Raw genomic sequence first — 22,371 nt, 5'->3', positions numbered from 1 at the left:
AGGCGCGGTGTGGGGAGCCTGATTGGACTGGACCACTGAACCGTTTCCGGCCTGCGGGTGTCAATGGTCTGAACCAGCAACGCCGCCTGCGGGAGCGCCGCCGAGCGGGCGGGCGATCTGACGGTCCGTCCGAGTTGCGACCCGCCCGGGTCGCCCGTTGCATGAAGGGGTGACCGAGCCCGGCTATCTCAGGTACCCGCACCTGCGCGGCGGCCTGCTCACCTTCACCGCCGAGGACGACGTCTGGGCCGCCCCGCTGGCCGCGGACGGCACTGTCGGCCGGGCCTGGCGGGTGAGCTGCGACCGCACCCGGGTCAGTCACCCGCGGCTCTCCCCGGACGGCGCCACGGTCGCCTGGACCAGCTGGCTCACCGTCATCCCCGAGGTGTGGACCGCCCCTTCGGACGGCGGCCAGGCCACCCGGCTCACCCACTGGGGCAGCCAGGACACCCGGGTGCGCGGCTGGCTGCCGGACGGCGAGGTGCTCGCCGTGACCTCGTACCACGAGCCGTTCGCCCACTACACCTGGGCCTGGGCACTGCCCCCGGACGGCTCCCCGGGACGCCGGATGCCCTGGGGCCCGGTCGGCGACGCCCAGCAGGACGCCGAGCACACCGTGCTGCTCACCGCCACCGCCCCGCACGAACCCGCCGCCTGGAAGCGCTACCGGGGCGGCGCCACCGGCCGGCTCTGGCTCGGCACCACCCAGCTGCTCCCCGACCACCCCGGCCACCTGGCCTCCCCGATGCCGGTCGGCCCACCCGGTGACCCGAGGATCGCGTTCCTCTCCGACCACGAAGGCGTCGGCAACCTCTACTCCTGCCGCCTGGACGGCACCGGCCTGCGCCGGCACACCGACCACGCCGCGTACTACGCCCGCGAGGCGGCGAGCGACGGCACCCGGATCGTCTACCAGCACGCGGGCGACCTCTGGCTGCTGGACAGCCTGGACCACCCGCACCCGCGCCGGCTGGACGTCCCGCTCGGCGGCTCGCGCTCGGGCCGCCGCCCGTACCAGGTGCCGACGGCCGGTCAGGTCAAGGACCTGGCCTGCGACACCACCGGCCGGGCCAGCGCGATCACGGTGCGCGGCAGCCTGTACTGGCTGGCCCACCGGGACGGCCCGGCCCGGGTGCTGGCCGACACCCCCGGGGTGCGGACCAGGCTGCCGGTGCTGCTCGGCCACGGCGGGCAGCTCGCCTGGATCACCGACGCGGAGGGCGCCGACGCGATCGAGCTGGCCGCCGTCCCGGGCCGCTCCGGGCCCGAAACCCCGCCGCGCCGGATCGCCGCCGGGCAGCTCGGCCGGGTGCTGGAGCTGACCGCCGCACCCGACGGACAGACCCTGGCGGCGGTCTCCTCGGACGGCCGGCTGCTGCTGGTCTCCACTGCTGACGGCACCGTCACCGAGGCGGCCGGCTCCCGCTACGGGCCGATCGGCAGCCCGGCGTTCTCGCCGGACTCGCAGTGGCTGGCCTGGTCCCAACCGGTGGCGGGCCGCTCACTGCGCTCGATCCAGCTGGCCCGGGTGGCCGATCCGACCCACACCATCGACGTGACCGGCGGCCGGTTCGAGGACGAGCACCCGGTCTTCACCCGGGACGGCCGGTTCCTGGTCTTCCTCTCCTGGCGCGGCTTCGACCCGGTGCACGACGTGCACACCGGCGACCTGTCCTTCCCGCTCGGCTGCCGCCCGTACCTGGTGCCGCTGGCCGCCGACACCCCGTCACCCTTCGCCGCCCCGGCCGAGGGACGGCCTCCGGTCGGCCTGGACCCGGAGCAGAGCGGCGGCGACGGCACCGTGACGGTGGACCCGCAGGGGCTCTCCACCCGGCTGGTCCCGTTCCCGGTGATCGCCTCCAAGTACTCGGCCACCGCCGCCGCCCGGGGCGGCCTGCTCTGGCTGCGCTGGCCGATCGCGGGCGCGCTCGGCCAGACCTTCGCCAACCCGGCCGACACCTCGGGCCGCCCGGCGCTGGAGTACTTCGACCTGGCCCAGGGCACCCGCAGCACGGTCGCCGAGCAGCTGGACGGCTACTCGGTCTCCGGCGACGGCCGCTCCGTCCTGGTGTTCTCGGCCGGCACCCTGCGCCTGCTCCAACTCCCGTCCGGAGGCCAGCCGTTGACCGTCGACCTGCGTCGGATCACGCACACCGTGCACCCGGCCGAGGAGTGGCGCCAGGCGTACCACGAGGCGGCCCGGATCGTCCGGGACCAGTTCTGGGACGCCGGGATGTGCGGTCTGAACTGGCCCGGACTGGTCGAGCAGTACGCCCCGTTGGTGGACCGGGTGGCCAGCCCCGACGACTTCGCCGACCTGCTCCGGGAACTGCTCGGCGAGCTCGGCACCTCGCACGCGTACGTCTCGCCGTCCCGGCGCGGCGAGGGCCCGGCCCCGGCCGGGCAGCCGCTCGGCCTGCTCGGCGCCGACATCCACCGGGCCCCGGACGGCCGTTGGCTGGTCGACCGGATCCTGCCCGGCGAGTCCTCCGACCCGCGCGCCCGCGCCCCGCTGGCGGGCTACGGGCTGCGCGACGGCGACGAGTTCGTGGCGGTCTCCGGCCGCCCGCCCGAGCTGCCGGCCGGCCCCGCCCCGCTGCTCGCGGGCACCGGCGGCACCACCGTCGAGCTCACCTTCAGGACCGCCGCCGACGGCACCCTGCGCCGGATCGCGGTCACCCCGCTGACCGACGAGCGGCCGATCCGCTACCAGGACTGGGTGACCCGACGGCGCAGCCTGGTACGGGAGTTGAGCGACGGCCGGTGCGGCTACCTGCACATCCCGGATCTCGGCGGCTCCGGCTGGGCCCAGTTCAACCGCGACCTCCGGCGTGAACTCGACCACCCCGCCCTGGTGTTGGACGTCCGGGGGAACGCCGGCGGCAACGTCTCCGAACTGGTCCTGGAGAAACTCAGCCGCCGGGTGCTGGCCTGGGACCACAGCCGGGGCCGGCATCCGGTCCGCTACCCGAAGGACGCGCCGCGCGGCCCGGTGGTGGCGCTGGCCGACCACGCCACCAGCTCGGACGGCGACGTGATCATCACCGCCATCAAGCTGCTCGGTCTGGGCCCGGTGGTGGGCAGCCGGACCTGGGGCGGGGTGGTCGGGATGACCGGCCGTCACACCCTGGGCGACGGCACCCAGATCTCGGTGCCGAAGAACGCCTCCTGGTTCACCGGCGGCATCGGCTGGACGGTGGAGAACCACGGCGTGGCACCGGACGTCCGGGTGGTGCGCGGCCCGCACGAGTGGGCGGCCTCGCTGCACACCGAGCTGGAGGCGGCCGTCCGGCTGGCGCTGGAGCTGCTGGCCGAGCACCCGGCGGCCACGCCCCCGCCTCCGGACGCGCCCCGGCCCGACCTGCGCCGCCCGCCACTGCCGCCCCGCTGAGCCGGGCGTGCCGAAGGGGCGCATCCGCTGACGGATACGCCCCTTCGGTGTGCCCTCAGTCCCAGGGATCGCCCTCGGCGGTCATCTCCTCGGCCGCCCGACGGTCCTCCTCGGTGGGCTCCGCCCGGTGCATGGCGCTGCGTGCGGCGGTGTCGGGGAAGGCGTCGGCCGCCTCGTCGTGGGCGAGCCGCTGTCGCTCCACCGGGTCGGCGGTCTCCTGACCCTTGTGGCGGAGTCTGTCCAGAATGCCCATGTCTCCTCCTCCGATCGGTCGGATGACGGGCTGCCACCAATCTTCCACCGGCCGCGGCGGTCCGCACCCCGGGGCTGGCCGCTCACCCGTACAGCCGAACGGGACCGGACGCGGCCGTCCTTCTCTCAGCCCTTACGGCTCCGGGCCGTTGGGCCTTTGGTCCCCCGTAACTCCGATCGTAGGCCCATGGCCGACTCATCCGCTCCGGACGGAGGGTGGAGCTGTCAGCCGCTACCGGCAGCGCCGCCGGAGCGCCACGCAGCACCGTTCTCCGAGGTGAGCGAGATGGCCCGCCAGCAAGCCGCAGCAACCGAGACCCCTGCCCCCTCCGAGGCCGCCACGGCCGTGGACGTCCTGGTCGGCAACGGCCTGAAGGCCCTGCGGGAGTACGCGGGGTTCACCCAGGAGAAGGTCGACCACATCGTCAAGAAGGCGTCGCTGGCGGCCCTGGCCGCGCACACCCGGCTGGCGGTGCTGGCGGTGGAGGAGACCGGGCGGGGGGTGTTCGAGGACAAGGCCGTCAAGAACATCTTCGCCTGCGAGCACGTCACCCACTCCATGGCCGACATGAAGACGGTCGGGGTGATCCGGCGGGACGACATCGACGGGATCGTGGAGATCGCCGAGCCGGTCGGTGTGGTCGCGGGTGTCACGCCGGTGACCAACCCGACCTCCACCACCATCTTCAAAGCGCTGGTCGCATTGAAGACCCGCAACCCGATCGTGTTCGGCTTCCACCCGGCCGCGCAGCGGTGCTCGGCGGAGGCGGCGCGGATCGTGCGGGACGCGGCGGTCGCGGCGGGTGCCCCGGCGCACTGTGTGCAGTGGATCGAGTCGCCGTCGATGGAGGCGACGGGTGCGCTGATGAACCACCCCGGGGTGGCGACCATCCTGGCCACCGGCGGGAACGCGATGGTGAAGGCGGCGTACAGCTGCGGGAAGCCGGCCCTGGGGGTGGGTGCGGGCAACGTGCCCGCGTACATCGAGAAGAGCGCGAACCTCAAGCGCGCGGTCAACGACGTGGTGGTCTCCAAGTCCTTCGACAACGGGATGATCTGTGCCTCCGAGCAGGCCGTGATCCTGGACCAGGAGATCTACGGCCCGGCGCTCGGCGAGTTCCGCAAGCTCAAGGCGCACCTGGCCAGCAAGGCCGAGAAGGCGCTGCTGGAGCAGTACGTCTTCGGGGTCGGCGAGGACCGCAACTGCGCGGGCGCCAAGCTGAACGCGGCCGTGGTGGGGCAGTCCCCGGTGGCGATCGCCGAGGCGGCCGGCTTCGAGGTGCCGGCCGACACCTCGATCATCCTGGCGGAGGTGGACTTCGTCGGGCCGGAGGAGCCGCTGACCCGGGAGAAGCTCTGCCCGGTGCTCGCGGTGCTGAAGGCGGACACCCGCAAGCAGGGGCTGAAGCTGGCCACCGAGATGGTGGAGTTCAACGGTCTGGGGCACTCGGCGGCGGTGCACACCGAGGACGAGGCGTTCGCGGAGGAGTTCGGGCATGCCGTGAAGGCGTGCCGGATCATCTGGAACGCGCCGAGTTCGCAGGGCGGGATCGGGGACGTCTACAACGCGTTCATGCCGTCGTTGACGCTGGGCTGCGGCAGTTACGGGGCGAACTCGGTGTCGGGGAACGTGACGGCGTTGAACCTGGTCAACATCAAGCGGATCGGGCGGCGCAACACCAACATGCAGTGGTTCAAGATCCCGCCGAAGGTGTTCTTCGAGCGCAACTCCATCAAGTACCTGGCCGACATGCGCGGGGCGCGCAAGGTGGTCATCGTGACCGACCGGACGATGGTGGAGATCGGGCACCTGGAGCGGGTCCGGTCGGTGCTGAACCGGCGCACCGAGCCGGTGGAGATCCGGGTGATCGACTTCGTGGAGCCGAACCCGAGCATCGACACGGTGGACAAGGGCGCGGAGCTGATGCGCGGCTTCCAGCCGGACACCATCATCGCGCTGGGCGGCGGGTCGCCGATGGACGCGGCCAAGGTGATGTGGCTGATGTACGAGCACCCCGAGACGGTGTTCGCGGACCTGAAGGAGAAGTTCTTCGACATCCGCAAGCGCGCCTTCACCTTCCCCGACCTGGGCGAGAAGGCCAAGCTGGTGTGCATCCCGACCACCTCGGGCACCGGCTCGGAGGTCACCCCGTTCGCGGTGATCACCGACTCGGAGACCGGCCAGAAGTACCCGCTGGCGGACTACGCGCTCACCCCCAGTGTGGCGATCTGCGACCCGGCGCTGACCACGGACCTGCCCAGGGCGGTGACCGCCGACTCCGGCTTCGACGCCCTCACCCACTGCATCGAGACCTACGTGTCGGTCTACGCCAACGACTTCACCGACGGCCTGGCCCTGCAGGGCATCCGGCTGATCTTCGAGAACCTGGAGGAGGCGGTGGTCAACGGGCCGGGCAACCCGGTGGCGCGGGAGAAGATGCACAACGCCGGCACCATCGCCGGGATGGCCTTCGGCTCCGCGTTCCTGGGCGTGGTGCACGCCATGGCGCACACCCTGGGCGCCACCTTCCACGTCGCGCACGGCCGGACCAACGCCATCCTGCTGCCGCACGTGATCCGCTACAACGGCGCCGCCCCGTCCAAGGTGACCAGCTGGCCCAAGTACCAGAGCTACGTGGCCCCCGAGCGCTTCCAGCAGATCGCCAGGATGCTCGGCCTGCCCGCCGGCACCCCTGAGCAGGGCGTCGAGTCACTGGCCCACGCGGTGGAGCAGCTGCGCGACAGGGTCGGCATCCCGCAGTCCTTCAAGAACGCGGGCGTCGACGAGACCGCCTTCCTGGACGCCCTCCCGCAGCAGGCGATGTACGCCTACGAGGACCAGTGCGCCCCGGCCAACCCCCGGATGCCGATGCTCGCCGACATGCAGCAGCTGATGCGGCAGGCCTACTACGGGGACCACATCTGAGCTGGGACGAAGGTCCCTTCGAATCAGGACTTTCCGAGCCCATGTGACTTTGTGAATCGTTTCACAATGTAGGCGCAGAGCTCGGAACCACGAAGAGCGGGAGCAGCAGACCATGAGCACCCAGCACATCGAGAAGACGCAGGGCGGGGCCTGGGAGGGTTTCAAGGGCGGGTTGTGGCGTGACAGCGTCGACGTCCGGGACTTCATCCAGCAGAACTACACCCCCTACCTGGGCGACAGCTCCTTCCTGGCCGGCCCGACCGGGCGCACCACCGCGGTGTGGAAGAAGATCACCGACCTGTTCCCGCAGGAGCGCGCCAAGGGCGTCCTGGACGTCGCGTACGACGTGCCTTCGACGATCACCGCGCACGCGCCGGGGTGGATCGACCGGGACCTGGACCTGATCGTGGGTCTGCAGACGGACGCGCCGCTGAAGCGGGCGATCATGCCCTACGGCGGCTGGCGGATGGTGGCCGGCGCGCTGGAGACGTACGGCTACCCGGTCTCGGCGGAGTTGGAGAAGGTGTTCACCGAGTACCGCAAGACCCACAACGCGGGGGTCTTCGACGCCTACACCCCCGACATCCGGGCCGCCCGCAAGGCCGGCATCGTCACCGGCCTGCCCGACGCCTACGGGCGGGGGCGGATCATCGGCGACTACCGCCGGGTCGCGCTGTACGGCGTGGACCGGCTGATCGAGGCCAAGCTGGCGGAGAAGGCCGAGCTGGACGCGATGCCGAGCGACCCGGCGGCGCTGGAGGAGACCATCCGGGGGCGGGAGGAACTCGCCGAGCAGATCCGCTCGTTGGGTGAGCTCAAGCAGATGGCCGCTTCCTACGGGTACGACATCTCCGGGCCGGCCGGCACCGGCCGCGAGGCGATCCAGTGGCTGTACTTCGCCTACCTGGCGGCGGTGAAGGAGCAGAACGGCGCGGCGATGTCGCTGGGGCGGACCTCCACCTTCGTCGACGTCTACCTCCAACGCGACATCGACAGCGGGCTGCTGACCGAGGAGGCGGCCCAGGAGCTGGTGGACGACTTCATCATCAAGCTGCGGATCGTGCGCTTCCTGCGCACCCCCGAGTACGACGAGCTGTTCTCCGGCGACCCGACCTGGGTGACCGAGTCGATCGGCGGCATCGGCCAGGACGGCCGCCCGCTGGTCACCCGCAGCTCGTTCCGCTACCTGCAGACCCTGTACAACCTCGGCCCGGCCCCCGAGCCGAACATGACGGTCTTCTGGTCACCGCAACTGCCGCAGGGTTTCAAGGAGTTCTGCGCGCAGGTGTCGATCGACACCTCCAGCGTGCAGTACGAGTCGGACGAGCTGATGCGCCCGCGCTTCGGCGACGACACCGCGATCGCCTGCTGCGTCTCGGCGATGGCCGTCGGCAAGCAGATGCAGTTCTTCGGCGCCCGCGTCAACCTCGCCAAGACCCTGCTGTACGCGGTAAACGGCGGCCGGGACGAGAAGTCCGGCGCCCAGGTCGGCCCCGCGTCCGGGCCGATCACCGCCGAGGTGCTGGACTACGACGAGGTGATGGCCCGCTTCGACCAGCAGATGGAGTGGCTCGCCCAGACGTACGTGCACGCGCTGAACGTCATCCACTTCATGCACGACAAGTACGCCTACGAGCGCATCGAGATGGCGCTGCACGACCGCGCCGTGCGCCGCACCATGGCCTGCGGCATCGCCGGCCTCTCCGTCGCCGCCGACTCGCTCGCCGCGATCAAGTACGCCAAGGTCACCCCCGTGCGCGACGACACCGGCCTGGTCACCGACTACCTCATCGAGGGCGACTACCCCGCCTACGGCAACAACGACGACCGGGTGGACGAGATCGCCGTCTGGCTGGTCGAGGAGTTCATGCGCAAGATCCGCAAGCACCCCACCTACCGGAACGCCGAGCACACCCAGTCCGTGCTGACCATCACCTCCAACGTGGTCTACGGCAAGAAGACCGGCAACACCCCCGACGGCCGCCGCGCCGGCGAACCCTTCTCCCCCGGCGCCAACCCCATGAACGGCCGGGACAGCCACGGCTACGTCGCCAGTGCCCTGTCGGTCGCCAAGCTGCCGTACCGGGACGCCGAGGACGGCATCTCACTGACCAACACCGTCACCCCCGACGCGCTCGGCCGCACCCCGGGCGAGCGCATCACCAACCTCGCGGGCGTACTGGACGGCTACATGGCCTCCAACGGCTTCCACATGAACGTCAACGTCCTCAACCGCGACACCCTGCTCGACGCCATGGAACACCCCGAGAACTACCCCCAGCTGACCATCCGGGTCAGCGGCTACGCCGTCAACTTCGTCCGCCTCACCCGCGAACAGCAACTCGACGTCCTCAACCGCACCTTCCACGGCTCGCTCTAGCCGCCACCACTTGGAGGACGGCGCCGGTCCCCGACCGTTCCGGCGCCGCCCTCCGGGAGCCCTTCCCCGGAGGTCCTGCCATGGCCGTACTGCTCGGAACCGACATCCCGGTCGGCCCGCCCGCCGACCCGACTGCCGAGGAGCCGCTGACCGAGAGCTGCGCCACCACCCCGGCGGGCGCCGCCAGCCGGCGGCCGATCTCCGGTTCGGTGCACTCCTGGGACCTCTCCACCGGGGTGGACGGGCCGGGCACCCGCTTCGTGACCTTCCTCGCCGGGTGCCCGCTGAACTGCCTCTACTGCCACAACCCCGACACCATGAAAATGCGCAACGGCAAGCGCACCAGCGCCGACGAAATCCTCACCGAAGCCGCGAAGTACACCACCTTCATCCGCGCCTCCGGCGGCGGCGCCACCGTCAGCGGCGGCGAACCCCTGCTCCAACCCGTCTTCGCCGGCGAGCTGTTCCACCGCTTCAAGCACGAACTCGGCCTGCACACCGCCCTGGACACCTCCGGCTTCCTCGGCGCCCGCGCCACCGACGCCCTGCTCGCCGACGTCGACCTCGTCCTGCTCGACATCAAGTCCTGGGACCGCGAGCTCTACCGCAAGGTCACCGGACGGCAGTTGGACCCCACCCTGGACTTCGCCCGCCGCCTCGCCGACCTCGGCAAGGACGTCTGGGTCCGCTTCGTCCTGGTGCCCGGGCTGACCGACCCGGTGGAGAACGTCGAGGGCGTGGCCGGCTTCGCCGCCTCGCTCGGCAACGTCTCCCGGGTCGACGTCCTCCCCTTCCACAAGCTCGGCGCCGCCAAGTACGAGGCCCTCGGCCAGGACTTCCCCCTCGCCGACACCCCCACCCCCACCCCCGAACAGGTCGCCGCCGCCCGCGCCGTCTTCACCGGCCACGGCCTGAACGCCATCTGACCACCCCTCACGCAGGAGCACGGTAACCATGACCACCGCAGCACCCCGCCGCCGCCACCGGGACAGCGAGCAGGACGAACACCCCGGCCGCCCCCGGCGGGTGGTCGGCCCGGTCCCCGCGATGGACGGCCGGGCGCCGACCGCGCACGACCTGCTCCTGCTGCACTGCCCCAGCTCCCTGCGACAGACGGTCTCCGGTGGCGAGCCGATGCCGCACTGGACCCGGTCCGTGCTCCGTGGCAACCCCTGGGTGACCGTCCGGCGCGCCCCCGTACTGGCCGGCTTCGCGCCCGACCGGGTCCGCTGCACCCGGGACGCCTCGGCCGCCCCCGAATCCTGGGTCCCGGTCTCCCTGCGCGGCCCCCGGCTGGAGCAGCGGGCCACCGGCTACGCCCCCCGTTCGGCCGTCGCGGTCACCCTGAAGCCCGAGCAACTCCCGGACCGGCTGGAGCAGTTGTCCCCCGACCGGCTGTTGATCCCGGCCCTCGCCGCGCTCCCCGCAGCCGCCGAGGTGGTCGAGGGCTACCACCTCAGCTGGGGCCCGATCGGCGCCGTCGGCTGCGAACTCGCCACCGGCGTCCCGGTCACCGCCTCCGAGAGCCCGCTCCGGCTGCTGCTCCGCAGCCCGCTGCCGTTCAGCCGGCGGGACGCGCTGCTGCTCCGCCGCAAGCTCCGCAAACTCCCGGTCTGGGTCGAGGCCGACCTGGAGACCCGCCACGGCGCCGTCTCCCTCGCCGAGTACTCCACCTCCCCCCAGGTCCTCACCCTGCACACCCCGGACGGCCCCCGCCTGGTCGGCGACCCGTGGTTCCCCCGGGCGGCCTGACCTCCGCCTCTGGCAGGGCGTCCAGATGCACCACCCAGGGGCGCGGGGCTGCCCTGTAGGCACGCGCTCAGCCACTTACGGTCCAGGGGCTCGGGGAACTGCGAGGAGATCTGGCGCTCGGGTCACTACGAAAGTGCCTGACCACCCCTGAACGGATCACCTTGCAAGGGCCGGCGTCGCAGTTCCCCGAGCCCCTGGACCGTAGACGGCTGAGCACCTGCCAAAAGCGGACCCCCGAGCCCCTGGGGGTGCACCGCCGCTAGGCGTGGTGGCAGGCGACGCCGTCCGTCAGGGCCGGTGACTCCCCCTCGCAGCGGGCCTGCCGGCCCAGGTCCAGGGCGGCGTACAGCGGGCACCGGGTGCGGAACGCGCAGCCCGTACGCCGCTCCGTGGGCGACGGCGGGTCGCCGGGGAGCAGGACTCGGGTGCGGGCCCGTTCCGCTGCCGGGTCGGGCAGTGGGACGGCCGAGAGCAGGGCCTGGGTGTACGGGTGCCGGGGGTGGGCGAAGACCTCGGCGGCCGAGCCCGCCTCGACGGTGCGGCCGAGGTACATCACGCTGACCCGGTCGCAGAGGTGGCGGATCACCGAGAGGTCGTGCGAGACGAACAGGTAGGCCAGGCCCAGTTCGGCCTTGAGCTGCTGCAACAGGTTGAGCACCCCGGCCTGGACCGAGACGTCCAGGGCGGAGACCGGTTCGTCCAGCACCAGCAGCCGGGGCTGCACCGCCAGCGCCCGGGCGATCGAGATCCGCTGCCGCTGCCCGCCGGAGAACTGGTGCGGGTAGCGCGCGGCGTACGCGGGGTCGAGGCCGACCTGCCGGAGCAGTTCGGGGACCCGACGGTTGATCAGGTCCCGGGCGGCGCCCTGGGCGAGCAGCGGTTCGGCGATCACGTCGCCGATCGGCATCCGGGGGTCCAGGCTGGCCATCGGGTCCTGGAAGACGATCTGCACCTCGCCGCGCAGCCGGTGCGCCCCGGCCCGGTCGAGCTTCGCGGTGTCCTGGCCGAGCAGTTCGATCCGGCCGCCCTCCGGCTTTCCGAGGTCGAGCAGCTCGAACAGCGTGGTCGACTTGCCCGACCCCGACTCCCCCACCAGACCGAGCGTCTCGCCCCGGCGGATGTCCAGCTCGACCCCGTCCACGGCGTACACCGAGCCGACCCGGCGCTTGAAGACGGTGCCCTTCAGGACCGGGAAGGTCTTGGTCAGGCCGGTCACCCGGAGCACCGGTTCGCGCTCCGCGCGGGGTGTCGGGTCGGCGGCGGGCAGCGGCGGTACCGGGTAGACGTCCTGCGGCCGGGGCCGGGTCTCGGCCAGTTCGTCGGCCCGCACGCAGGCGGCCAGGTGGTCACCGGCTCCCGTCAGTTCGGGCTCGGCGGTCCGGCAGCGGTCCTGCACCAGCGGGCAGCGGTCGGCGAACGGGCAGCCGGGGCCGGTCCAGCCGAGTGCGGGCGGCTGGCCGGGGATCGGGACCAGCGGGCCGCCGTCGGCGTCCAGCCGGGGGACGGCGCCGATCAGGCCGAGGGTGTACGGGTGCCTGGGGTGGGCGAACAACTCGTCCACCGGAGCGGTCTCCACCACCCGGCCCGCGTACATCACCGCGACCCGGTCGGCCATACCGGCGATCACCCCGAGGTCGTGGCTGACCAGCACCAGCGCGGCGCCGGTCTCCCGCTGCGCGGTCCGCAGCACCTCGAGCACCTGGGCCTGGATGGTGACGTCGAGCGCGGTGGTGGGCTCGTCGGCGAGCAGGATGTCGGGGTCGTTGGCGATCGCCATCGCGATCATCGCGCGCTGCCGCATCCCGCCGGAGAACTCGTGCGGGAAGGCGTCCAGGGCACGCGCCGGGTCCGGGATGCCGACCAGGTCGAGCAGTTCGGCCGCGCGCTTGCGGGCGGCCGACTTGTCCAGCCGCTGGTGGATCCGGATCGCCTCGACGATCTGGTCGCCGATCCGGTAGACGGGGGTGAAGGCGGAGAGCGGGTCCTGGAAGACCATCGCCACCTTGCGCCCGCGCAGGCCGGCCAGCTCCTTGCCCGGCAGGCCGACCAGCTCCTGGCCTTCCAGCTTCACCGAGCCGCTGACCCGCGCGCTGCCGGGCAGCAGGCCGAGCACCGCCAGCGCGGTGACCGACTTCCCGGAGCCGGACTCGCCGACGATGCCCAGGGTCTCGCCCCGGCGGAGCGCGAGGTCGACCCCCCGGACGGCCGGCTGGGAGCCGAAGTCCACGGCCAGGTCGGTTACTTCGAGCAGGTCAGCGGTCACGGCCGGCTCCCGGAGGTGGGGTCGAGGGCATCCCGTAGGCCGTCCCCGATCAGGTTGACGGCGAGCACGAACAGCACCAGCAGCCCGGCCGCGAAGTAGAACAGCCAGGGGAAGACCGGTGCCTGGTCCGTCCCGGCGGCGAGCAGGGTACCGAGCGAGACGTCCGGGGCGCGGACACCGAAGCCGAAGTAGGAGAGGGCCGCCTCGCTCATCACGGCGCCGCCGACCGCGACGGTGGCGTCGGTGATCAGGAAGGAGGCGACGTTGGGCAGGATGTGCCGCAGGATGATCCGCAGCGGGTGGACGCCCATGAACCGGGCGGCGCGGACGAATTCGCGCTCGCGCAGTGAGCGGGCCATCGAGCGGACCACCCGGGCGGTGATCATCCAGTTGAAGGCGGCCAGCAGCACCACGAAGGCGATCCAGCCCGCGCCCTTGAGCCGGGGCGAGATGATGGTGATGATCAGGAAGCTCGGGAAGACCAGCAGCAGGTCGACCAGGAAGGTCAGCCCCCGGTCGGCCCAGCCGCCGAAGTACCCGGCGCAGGCGCCGACCAGCCCGGCCAGCACGGTGGAGAACAGCGCCACCAGCAGGCCGATCACCAGCGACTTCTGCAGCCCTCGGACGGTCTGCGCGAAGACGTCCTGCCCCAGTCCGTTGGTGCCGAACCAGTGGGCGCCGGAGGGCGGTTGGCGGAGCGCCAGGTAGTCGGGGGTGGCGTAGTCCCAGGGCGTCAGGTACGGGCCGACGAAGGCCAGCAGGAACAGCAGCAGCACGGTCAGCGCACCGATCAGCACCCCCTTGGCGGCCAGCAGGCGCCCGGTGACCAGACGCAACCGTCCGGTGGGGGCCAGGAGTTCGGCGGTGGGCAGTGGCAGGACGGCAGTCATCAGGACCTGACCCGGGGATCGAGGGCGGCGGTCAGCAGGTCGGCCAGGAAGCCGGACGCCAGCACCACCACGGCGGCGAACAGGTTGACCGCGACCACCGAGTTGATGTCCTGCTCGTTGATCGCCTGGATGAACCACTCCCCCATGCCGTGCCAGCCGAAGATGGTCTCGGTGAAGGCCGCGCCGGTGAAGATGCCCAGGAAGCTGTAGGCGAACATGGTGGCCATCGGGATCACCGCGGTGCGCAGCCCGTGCTTCACCAGCGCCCGGTTCCTGGTCAGCCCCTTGGCCTCGGCGGTCCGCAGGTAGTCGGAGCCGAGCACGTCGAGCATGGTGGCGCGCTGGTAGCGGCTGTAGACCGCGATCCCGCCGAGCGCCAGCGACATGGTGGGCAGCAGCAGGTGGAGTCCCCAGTCGGCCAGGTGGGCGCCGAGGCCGCCGGCCAGCCCCGGGGTCTCGTAGCCGGTGAACGGGATCACCTCGTGGCCGGCCGCGTCCTTGGCGGCGATCGCGCCGTTCTTCAGCAGCAGCGCGAGCAGGAAGACCGGGGTGGAGAGCAGCACGAAGGAGGCCAGCGTGCTGGCCCGGTCGGAGAAGCGGTACTGCCGCACCGCACCCCAGGCGCCGACCGCCACACCGAGCACCATGCCGAGCAGGCTGCCGACCAGCAGCAGCCGGAGCGAGACCCAGATCCGCCGGCCGAACTCCTCGTTCACCGCGGTGTCGTGGATGGTCCGGCCGAGGTCGGCGTGCAGCAGCAGGCCGTCGGCCCAGGTGCCGAAGCGTTCGACCACGGGGGTGCGGTCGTTGATGTTCAGCGCGGTCAACTGCCGGTCCACCGAGGCGGCGGAGGGCCGGGGCTGCTTGGCCTCGAAGTAGCTGCGTGGCCCGAGCGCGGTGCTGGAGAGGGCGTACGCCAGGAAGACCGCGACGATCAGCAGCACCACGTAGTAGCCCAGGCGTTTGGCCAGGTACCGGATCACCCCGCACCGCCGGTCCGGAGGTTCGTACACCTGGTCAGCATGACGAATTGCCTTCGCTCTAGGGGTCTTCGGAGCAGCTTCGCGCGCAGCAGTTCTACGGCATGGCCGGTCGGCCGTCCAGGACTCTGACACACACCGCTCCAACCGGTCGGCGAAGCAGCAGTTCAGAGTGTTTCAGCGGGTTACTGACGGCGTGTTGCCACAGTGTTGCGGCCCGTTTCGATTCGATCAGATGTGAACAAGACCCCCTGGTACGTGAACTGATCCGCTGTTACGTTCGGCTCGGCCGGACACCGACTTGGCTGCCCATGCTCAAGCGTCGCCACACCTGGCGGCCACCAACTCTTCCCGGGGGAACCCCTGATGGACGCCTTCACCACCGCCCGCGGCCTGCGCCGCACCGCCGTCCTCGCCATCGCACTGGCGCTGGCCGTCACCGGGTGCAGCTCGGCCGGCTCGGGCTCGGGTGACGTGGCCAAGAACGTGGTGCCGACCCAGGACGCCGAGGACAACAACCCGCAGCCGCTGGACAGAATCAAGGACGGCGGCGAGTTCCGGCCACCGCTCCAGCAGTGGATCACCCAGTGGAACCCGTACCAGGTGGACGGCCGGTACGGCGACGCGGTCGAGATCATGTACTACACCCAGGCCAAGCTGTTCCGGACCGACGCCAAGGGCGTCTTCAAGCCGGTGCCGGAGTACCTCACCTCGGCCGAGGTGACCTCCAAGTCGCCGCAGGTGGTCACCTACAAGATCAACCCGAAGGCCAAGTGGTCGGACGGCAAGCAGATCGGCGTGCAGGACTTCAAGGCGGTCTGGGAAGCCACCAACGGCAAGAACCCGGCCTACAACATCGCCGACTCCTCCGGCTACGAGCAGATCTCCTCGGTGGAGCAGGGTGCCGACGCCCAGGAGGTGAAGGTCACCTTCGACAAGCCGTACGCGGACTGGCAGAACCTGTTCAACCCGCTGATCCCGGCGGCCGGCATCGCCACCCCGGAGGCGTTCAACCAGGGCTGGATCGAGCAGGTGCCGATCGTCGGCGGACCGTTCAAGGTCGGCACCATCGACAAGACCGCGCAGACCATCACCCTGGTGCCGAACCCGGACTGGTGGGGCCCGAAGCCCAAGCTGGACAAGATCACCTACCGGGTGCTGGCCATTCCCGCGATCACCCAGGCGTTCCTCAACAACGAGGTGGACTACGCCTCGGCGGGCAGCGCCACCGCCTACGGCCAGCTCAAGGACGCCAAGGACGGCGTGATCCGGACCGGCACCCCGTGGGACGAGGTGCACATCTCCTTCGGCGGCAACGGGCCCCTGGCCGACAAGCCCGTCCGGCAGGCGCTCGGACTGGCGCTGGACCGGGCCGCGCTGATCAAGATCGTCAACCAGGGCGTGCCGGTGGAGTTCAAGCCGCTCGGCAACCACCTTTTCATGACCAACCAGAACGGCTACCAGGACAACTCCGGCGACTGGGTCAAGTACAACGTCGCGGGCGCCAAGGACCTGCTGGACAAGGCGGGTTGGAAAGAGGCAGCGGCCGGCCAGCCGCGCACCAAGGACGGCCGGCCGCTGGAGCTGCACTTCGTGCTCAGCGACGGCTCGGCCCAGGCCCAGATCGACATGGCCACCGCGGTGCAGAACATGCTCCAGCAGGTCGGCGTGAAGCTCACCGTCGACAAGGTGCCGAGCAAGGAGTACTTCGGCAAGTACGTCAACCAGGGCAAGTTCGACCTGGCCAGCTGGCGGAACACCGGCTCCTTCCCGCTCTCCGCCGGGGTGGCCAACTTCCGTGCGCCGCAGGGCGACAACGTGTTCGGGAACTACTCCAAGCTGGCCACGCCGGAGATCGACGAGCTGCTGCGCACCGCCGCCGCCACCCTCGACCCGACCGAGGCGGCCAAGCTCTACAACAAGGCCGACGCGCAGATCTGGGAGCTCGGCCACACCTACGAGCTGTACCAGCGCCCGAGCATCGTCGCGGTCCGCAAGGGGCTGGCCAACTTCGGCGCGGGAAGCCTGGCCGACACCGTCATCACCTCGGTCGGCTGGGAGAAGTGATCCCCTGAACCCCCTGAACGGAACGGGCTGACGGACGCCGGACGGCACTGACGAGCAGCGCGGTGATCACGAGACCGGCGGCACGGGGAGGCGGCGAACCCGCCCCCGTGTACCGCCACCGGCCTTGACCTTCCGCGTTGCTCGCAGACCGCCCGCGTCGTCGTTGCACTGCCGAGGAATCTAGCCGGTCGAAGCGGACACGCCGAACAGCACCGGCGGGGCACGCCCGGGGACCCGTTCGCTGTCACCCGGTTCGCGCACTGCGCCGTCAACTCTCGCTGACGGCGGGGCAGAACGGGAGTAAATCGGATATATCGGCATGCCGTGGCGGTATCGTGCGCCGGGGGTGACGAGGTGTCAGGATCGCGGCATGACCAGCAATCAGGCCGTCCCGACCGACCCGGCGCCGTTCCGCCGGATGGCACCCCGGAGCAAGGCGGAGAGCCATCGGGCCGCCACTCCCCTGGAGCTCTTCTTCGACCTCTGCTTCGTGGTGGCCGTCGCCCAGGCCGGCTCCCAGCTCGCGCACGACCTGGCGGCGGGCCACCTCGGCCACGGGCTCTACAGCTACGCGTTCGCGTTCTTCGCGATCTGGTGGGCCTGGATGAACTTCAGCTGGTTCGCCTCCGCCTACGACGTGGACGACGTGCCGTACCGGGTGACCACCCTGGTGCAGATCACCGGCGTGCTGATCCTGGCCGCCGGGGTGCCCCGGATCTTCGCCGACCAGGACCTCACGCTGTCGGTGGTCGGCTACGTGGTGATGCGCCTCGCCATGGTCACCCAGTGGCTGCGCGCGGCCGCCTGCGAGAGCGGCGGGGCGCGCACCATGGCGCTGCGCTACGCGGCCGGCATCACGGTCTGCCAGGTCGGCTGGGGCCTGGCGCTGCTGGTGCCGGAGAGCGCCCGGGTCTGGGTGCTGCCGCTCGGCATCGTGGCCGAGCTCTCGGTGCCCGCGCTGGCCGAGCTGCACACCCAGAGCACCTGGCACCCGCACCACATCGCCGAGCGGTACGGCCTGTTCACCCTGATCGTGCTCGGCGAGACGGTCTCCGCCGCCACCCTGGCGATGCAGGCCGCGCTCGACGAGCACGAGGCGCTCGGCGAGCTGATCCCGCTCGCCGCCGGTGGCATCCTGATCTGCTTCGCCGCCTGGTGGATCTACTTCGCCCGGCCGGTGCACCACCTGCTCACCTCGAACCGGCGGTCCTTCCTCTGGGGCTACGGCCACTACCTGGTGCTCGGCTCGGCGGCCGCGATCGGCGCCGGCCTGGAGGTCGCGATCGAGTACGCCACCGGCCAGGCACACATCGGGGCGGTACCGGCCACCGCGGCCGTCACCGTGCCGACCGCGCTCTACCTGTTCACGGTCTGGCTGCTGCACTCCCGGCACGACAAGCGTGGCCCGGCCCAGGTGCTGCTGCTCCCGGTCACCGCGGTGGTCGTGCTGGCCTGCACGCTGCTCGGCGAGTCGGGCGTGCTCGCCACCGGGCTGGTCTGTGCGGCGGCCGTGGCGGTGGGGGTGACGCTGCACTCCCGTCAGTCCGGAATGTGAGGATGGGCGGACCCGCTACGTCTGGAGTCCCCGCATGCCGTCCGTCCCCGACCAGCTCGCCGATCTGCCCTACGCGCACCTGCTCGCCCCGCACACCGGCCCGCTCCGGCGGGACGAGCGGTACGACACCGTGCACTTCGAGGGCCCGGAGCTGGAGGGCCCGGGGAACGGCGCGACCTTCCTGGAGTGCGCCTTCACCGGCGTGCAGCTGAGCGGCGCCAAGCTCCGGCAGGCCCGGTTCAACGAGGTCTGGGTGCAGGGCAGCCGCTGGGTCGCGGTGGACTGCGCGGAGAGCGAGTGGCAGGACAGCGGCTTCGTCGGCACCGTGCTGGCCGGGCTGACCGCCTACGGCTCGGCGGTCCGCCGGGTGGTGTTCCGGCAGTGCAAGCTGGAGGCGGTCAACCTGCGCGGCGCCACCCTGCGCGACGTGGTCTTCGAGGACTGCCTGCTGCGGGACGTCGACTTCGGCGGCGCCAGGCTGACCGAGCTCTCCTTCCCCGGCTCCACCCTGGAGGAGGTCCGGATGGGCGGGGCCACCCTCCGCCAGGTCGACCTGCGCGGCGCCACCCACCTCGGACTGGCCGACGGACCGGACGGGCTGCGCGGCGCGATCCTCGGCACCACCCAACTCTTCGAGCTGGCGCCGCAGTTCGCCCAGGCACTGGGGATCGTCGTGCGGGACTGAGCCCCGGCCGTTCATCCGGCCTTCGCTCCGCGAATCAGCGTTGAACAATCCAACAAGCCTTCGTGGAAAGTCCTGGACCCGAGCGAGGACCTGCACAAAGATGCCGCCTGAACGATGGCGTGGACACAACGTGTGTGCACAACATCGCTATCGAAGGGACGGGCAGGCGGGATGTCCGAGCTGAGTCGTAGGAAGTTCATGGCACTGTCGGCGAGCGCGGCGGCCGGGGCGGCGGTGGCCGGCTCGGCCACCGTGGCCGGGGGCACGGCCGAGGCGGCCGCCCTCGGTCTGGACGCGACCGGGACGATCACCGACGCCAAGCACATCGTCGTGCTGATGCAGGAGAACCGCAGCTTCGACCACTACTTCGGCATGCTCAAGGGCGTCCGGGGCTTCGCCGACCGGGCCGCGATCCAGATCCCCGGCGGGCACAGCGTCTTCAACCAGCCGAACGGCACCGGCCGCCAGTACCCCTGGCTGTTCAGCGCCACCAACCCGGCGGGCGGCCAGACCCCGGACCGGCTGGCCCAGTGCAACGGCGACCTCGCGCACTCCTGGAACGACCAGCACAGCGCCTGGAACACCGGCCGGATGGACAACTGGGTGGCCGCCAAGTCCAGTGTCCGGGCGCTGGGTTACCTGAACCGCAAGGACATTCCGTTCCACTACGCGCTGGCCGACAACTGGACGGTCTGCGACGCCTACTTCTCCTCCACGCTGAGCGCCACCGGACCGAACCGCACCTTCCACTGGAGCGGGCAGATCGACCCGGACGGCAAGGCGGGCGGCCCGGCCTACAACGGCGGCGACGAGTCCGGCCTGCGCTGGCAGACCTACGCCGAGGCGCTGGAGAACGCCGGGGTGAGCTGGAAGCTCTACCAGAACGCCGCCGACAACTACGGCGACAACGCCCTGGCCTACTTCACCCAGTTCACCAGCGCCCCGGCCAACAGCCCGCTCAAGGTCAAGGGCATGGGTTCGGTGCCCAAGGTGACCGGCAAGACCCCCGAGGACATCGCCGCCGCGATCCGCGCCGACGTGCTGAACGGCACCCTGCCGCAGGTCTCCTGGATCGTCGCCGACGAAGCCTCCTCCGAGCACCCCTACGCGCCGCCGAACGACGGCGCGCACTTCGTGCACCTGGTGATGGACGCGCTCAACGCGGACCCGGCGGTCTTCAACTCCACCGTGATGTTCCTGAACTACGACGAGAACGACGGCTTCTTCGACCACGTCCCGCCGCCGGTCCCGGTGGCCGGCACCGCCGGCGAGTTCTACAACGGCCAGCCGATCGGCCTCGGTTTCCGGGTCCCGATGGTGGCCATCTCGCCCTGGAGCCGCGGTGGTTGGGTGAGCTCCGAGGTCTTCGACCACACCTCGGTGCTGCGCTTCCTGGAGAGCTGGACGGCCGCCCTCGGCAAGCCCGCCACCTGCCCGAACATCAGTGCCTGGCGGCGCAAGGTGACCGGCGACCTGACCGGCGCCTTCGACTTCGCCAACCCGGTGTACGGGATGCCCGCGCTGCCGGACACCTCCTTCGTGATCGGCCAGTCCACCTGCGGCCCGCTGCCCAACCCGGCGCCGACCAACAACGCCCTGCCGCTGCAGGAGGCCGGCACCCGCCCGGCCCGCGCCCTGCCGTACCAGCCGAACGCCAACCTGGACCACCTGGAGTTCGCCTCCGGCGGGGTGATGAAGGTCTGGATCAAGATGGCCAACGAGGGTGCCGTGGCCACCCGTTCGACCCACTTCGCGGCCTACGCGAACGCCTACCGCAGCGGTGGGCCGTGGCAGTACACCGTCGACCCGGGCGGCAGCACCAGCGACTTCTTCAACTGCGGCACCAACTTCGGCAACGGCCCGTACGACCTGAGCGTGACCGGCCCGAACCGCTTCCTGCGCCGCTTCAAGGGCGACGCCACCAAGCCCGGCACGACGGTCGGCGTGACCGCCTCTTACGCCAACGCCCCCGACACCGGCAAGGCCGCGCTCTGGTTCCGGCTGGCCAACGCGGGCACCTCCGCCGTGACCTTCACGGTCACCCCGAACAACTACCGCACCGACGGTCCCTGGGCGTACACAGTCCAGCCCGGCGGCAGCACCAGCGACTACTTCAACGCGGTGGCGTACCAGAACGGTTGGTACGACTTCACGGTCACGGTCAGCTCCGACCCGAGCTGGTCGCAGCGGTTCACCGGGCACATCGAGACCGGCGCGCCGAGCATCAGCGGCTGACCGGCCGTCAGGGCCGGGCCGGCTCCAACCGGCCCAGCGCGTAACGACGGAGCACGATCCGGGCCACCAGCGGGTGGTCGGCGAGCGGAGCGGACACGGCCCAGGCGGCCGTGTCCGCCAGCGCGTCGGTGAACCGTCCTGGGGCGAGCAGGTGGGTGGCGACCGCGATCCGCCGGTGGCCCTGGGCCCGGAGGGTGGCCAGCGCCGCCGGGACGGTCGGCCCGGCGGCCGAACAGTACGCGGTGGCCCGGGACTTCGGCCTCCACGCGAAGATCACCGGCGCCCGGGCGGAGCAACTCCCGTCGATCTGGCGCCGGTTGGTGGAAGCGGGCTTCGAGTCCGGCCACGCGTACGGGAAGTCGCTGCGCGCCGTGAAGTCCTGCGTGGGCAGCCGCTGGTGCCGGTTCGGCCCGGGCGACTCGGTGCGGCTGGCGATCGACCTGGAGCTGCGCTACCGGGGCCTGCGCACCCCGCACAAGGTCAAGGGCGGGGTCTCCGGCTGCCTGCGCGAGTGCGCCGAGGCCCGCGGCAAGGACATCGGGGTGATCGCCACCGCCAACGGCTGGAACCTCTACCTCGGCGGCAACGGCGGCACCAACCCCCGGCACGCCGACCTGCTCGCCGCCGACCTCTCCGCCGAGCAGCTGCTCCGGCTGACCGACCGCTTCCTGATGTACTACGCCCGCACCGGCGAGCGGCTGGAGCGCACCGCCGCCTGGCTGGAGCGGCTGGGCCTCGACCACGTCCGCCGGATCGTGATGGACGACGCCGAGGGCCTGGCCGCCGAGCTGGAGGCGGCGGCCGACCGGCACGTGGCCGCCTACCGGGACGAGTGGCAGGCCGTGCTGGCCGATCCGGCCAAGCTGCGCGCCTTCGCCCCCTTCGTGAACGCCCCCGACGAGTCGGTCGCCTTCCTCGACTCCGCCGCCCCCTCGCTCCAGGAGCACTGATGAACCGCACCGAGCAGGTCCAGGTCCGCAGCACGTCCGGCGAGT

At 71.3% G+C, this 22,371-nt stretch carries 14 protein-coding genes and 1 pseudogene; 10 read left to right on the top strand and 5 right to left on the bottom strand.

Annotated features, from left to right (window positions below):
• Positions 1 to 169: 169 nt before the first annotated feature.
• On the top strand, positions 170 to 3,391 hold the full coding sequence (locus tag ACIRPK_RS19545; protein WP_403040420.1) for a S41 family peptidase: 3,222 nt from the start codon (positions 170 to 172) through the stop codon (positions 3,389 to 3,391).
• Positions 3,392 to 3,446: 55 nt separating this feature from the next.
• Here the strand turns inward: ACIRPK_RS19545 and ACIRPK_RS19540 are convergent, their stop codons facing one another.
• Positions 3,447 to 3,644, bottom strand: coding sequence for a hypothetical protein (locus ACIRPK_RS19540; protein ID WP_403040417.1), 198 nt, complete (start codon positions 3,642 to 3,644; stop codon positions 3,447 to 3,449).
• Between the two features lie 285 nt (positions 3,645 to 3,929).
• Here ACIRPK_RS19540 and adhE point away from each other — a divergent pair, with 285 nt between their 5' ends.
• The 4 genes from adhE to ACIRPK_RS19520 all read left to right on the top strand — a co-directional run bounded on the left by adhE (position 3,930) and on the right by ACIRPK_RS19520 (position 10,701).
• On the top strand, positions 3,930 to 6,569 hold the full coding sequence (adhE, locus tag ACIRPK_RS19535) for a bifunctional acetaldehyde-CoA/alcohol dehydrogenase (RefSeq protein WP_403040415.1): 2,640 nt from the start codon (positions 3,930 to 3,932) through the stop codon (positions 6,567 to 6,569).
• Positions 6,570 to 6,681: 112 nt separating this feature from the next.
• Positions 6,682 to 8,949 (top strand): formate C-acetyltransferase, encoded by a 2,268-nt coding sequence (gene pflB, locus ACIRPK_RS19530; RefSeq protein WP_403040412.1) that lies wholly within the window; start codon positions 6,682 to 6,684, stop codon positions 8,947 to 8,949.
• Positions 8,950 to 9,029: 80 nt separating this feature from the next.
• Positions 9,030 to 9,875: a pyruvate formate-lyase-activating protein gene (gene pflA / locus ACIRPK_RS19525; RefSeq protein ID WP_403040409.1), complete on the top strand. Its 846-nt coding sequence runs from the start codon at positions 9,030 to 9,032 to the stop codon at positions 9,873 to 9,875.
• A 28-nt stretch (positions 9,876 to 9,903) separates the two neighbouring features.
• Entirely contained in the window at positions 9,904 to 10,701 is a 798-nt protein-coding gene (locus ACIRPK_RS19520) for a phosphoribosyl-dephospho-CoA transferase MdcG domain-containing protein (protein WP_403040407.1), read from the top strand.
• Between the two features lie 259 nt (positions 10,702 to 10,960).
• Here ACIRPK_RS19520 and ACIRPK_RS19515 read toward each other — a convergent pair whose 3' ends face one another.
• Genes ACIRPK_RS19515 through ACIRPK_RS19505 form a run of 3 tightly spaced genes read right to left on the bottom strand, consistent with a single transcriptional unit; the run spans position 10,961 to position 14,837 of the window.
• The gene (locus ACIRPK_RS19515) at positions 10,961 to 12,964 is read right to left on the bottom strand and encodes a dipeptide ABC transporter ATP-binding protein (RefSeq protein WP_403040404.1); all 2,004 of its coding nucleotides are present in this window, start codon (positions 12,962 to 12,964) and stop codon (positions 10,961 to 10,963) included.
• The gene (locus tag ACIRPK_RS19510) at positions 12,961 to 13,854 is read right to left on the bottom strand and encodes an ABC transporter permease (protein ID WP_403040401.1); all 894 of its coding nucleotides are present in this window, start codon (positions 13,852 to 13,854) and stop codon (positions 12,961 to 12,963) included. Before ACIRPK_RS19510 ends, ACIRPK_RS19515 begins: the two co-directional genes overlap by 4 nt.
• Entirely contained in the window at positions 13,854 to 14,837 is a 984-nt protein-coding gene (locus ACIRPK_RS19505) for an ABC transporter permease (RefSeq protein ID WP_403040538.1), read from the bottom strand. Before ACIRPK_RS19505 ends, ACIRPK_RS19510 begins: the two co-directional genes overlap by 1 nt.
• Positions 14,838 to 15,200: 363 nt before the next feature.
• On the opposite strand from ACIRPK_RS19505, the gene ACIRPK_RS19500 reads away from it, so the two are divergent.
• The 4 genes from ACIRPK_RS19500 (at position 15,201) to ACIRPK_RS19485 (ending at position 21,376) form a co-directional block, all read left to right on the top strand.
• Complete coding sequence (locus tag ACIRPK_RS19500) at positions 15,201 to 16,901, top strand: ABC transporter family substrate-binding protein (protein WP_403040398.1); 1,701 nt, start codon at positions 15,201 to 15,203, stop codon at positions 16,899 to 16,901.
• A gap of 370 nt (positions 16,902 to 17,271) precedes the next feature.
• Positions 17,272 to 18,456: a low temperature requirement protein A gene (locus ACIRPK_RS19495; RefSeq protein WP_403040395.1), complete on the top strand. Its 1,185-nt coding sequence runs from the start codon at positions 17,272 to 17,274 to the stop codon at positions 18,454 to 18,456.
• Positions 18,457 to 18,490: 34 nt separating this feature from the next.
• Positions 18,491 to 19,141 carry a pentapeptide repeat-containing protein gene (locus ACIRPK_RS19490; RefSeq protein ID WP_403040392.1) on the top strand — a complete coding sequence of 217 codons (651 nt, stop codon included), beginning with the start codon at positions 18,491 to 18,493 and terminating at the stop codon, positions 19,139 to 19,141.
• A gap of 171 nt (positions 19,142 to 19,312) precedes the next feature.
• The gene (locus ACIRPK_RS19485) at positions 19,313 to 21,376 is read left to right on the top strand and encodes a phosphocholine-specific phospholipase C (protein ID WP_403040389.1); all 2,064 of its coding nucleotides are present in this window, start codon (positions 19,313 to 19,315) and stop codon (positions 21,374 to 21,376) included.
• 7 nt (positions 21,377 to 21,383) lie between these two features.
• Here the strand turns inward: ACIRPK_RS19485 and ACIRPK_RS19480 are convergent, their stop codons facing one another.
• Positions 21,384 to 21,653: a CbiX/SirB N-terminal domain-containing protein gene (locus ACIRPK_RS19480; protein ID WP_403040386.1), complete on the bottom strand. Its 270-nt coding sequence runs from the start codon at positions 21,651 to 21,653 to the stop codon at positions 21,384 to 21,386.
• On the opposite strand from ACIRPK_RS19480, the pseudogene ACIRPK_RS19475 reads away from it, so the two are divergent.
• Positions 21,619 to 22,326 (top strand): annotated as a pseudogene (locus tag ACIRPK_RS19475) (nitrite reductase (NAD(P)H)); the annotation flags it as partial. The gene ACIRPK_RS19480 and the pseudogene ACIRPK_RS19475 sit on opposite strands and share 35 nt — an antisense overlap.
• Positions 22,327 to 22,371: the final 45 nt, after the last annotated feature.

The organism is Kitasatospora sp. NPDC101801 (assembly GCF_044766665.1).
Classification (GTDB): Bacteria; Actinomycetota; Actinomycetes; order Streptomycetales; family Streptomycetaceae; genus Kitasatospora.
Note: the sequence above shows the minus strand (reverse complement) of the source record. Positions and strands in the feature narration are given on the sequence as shown.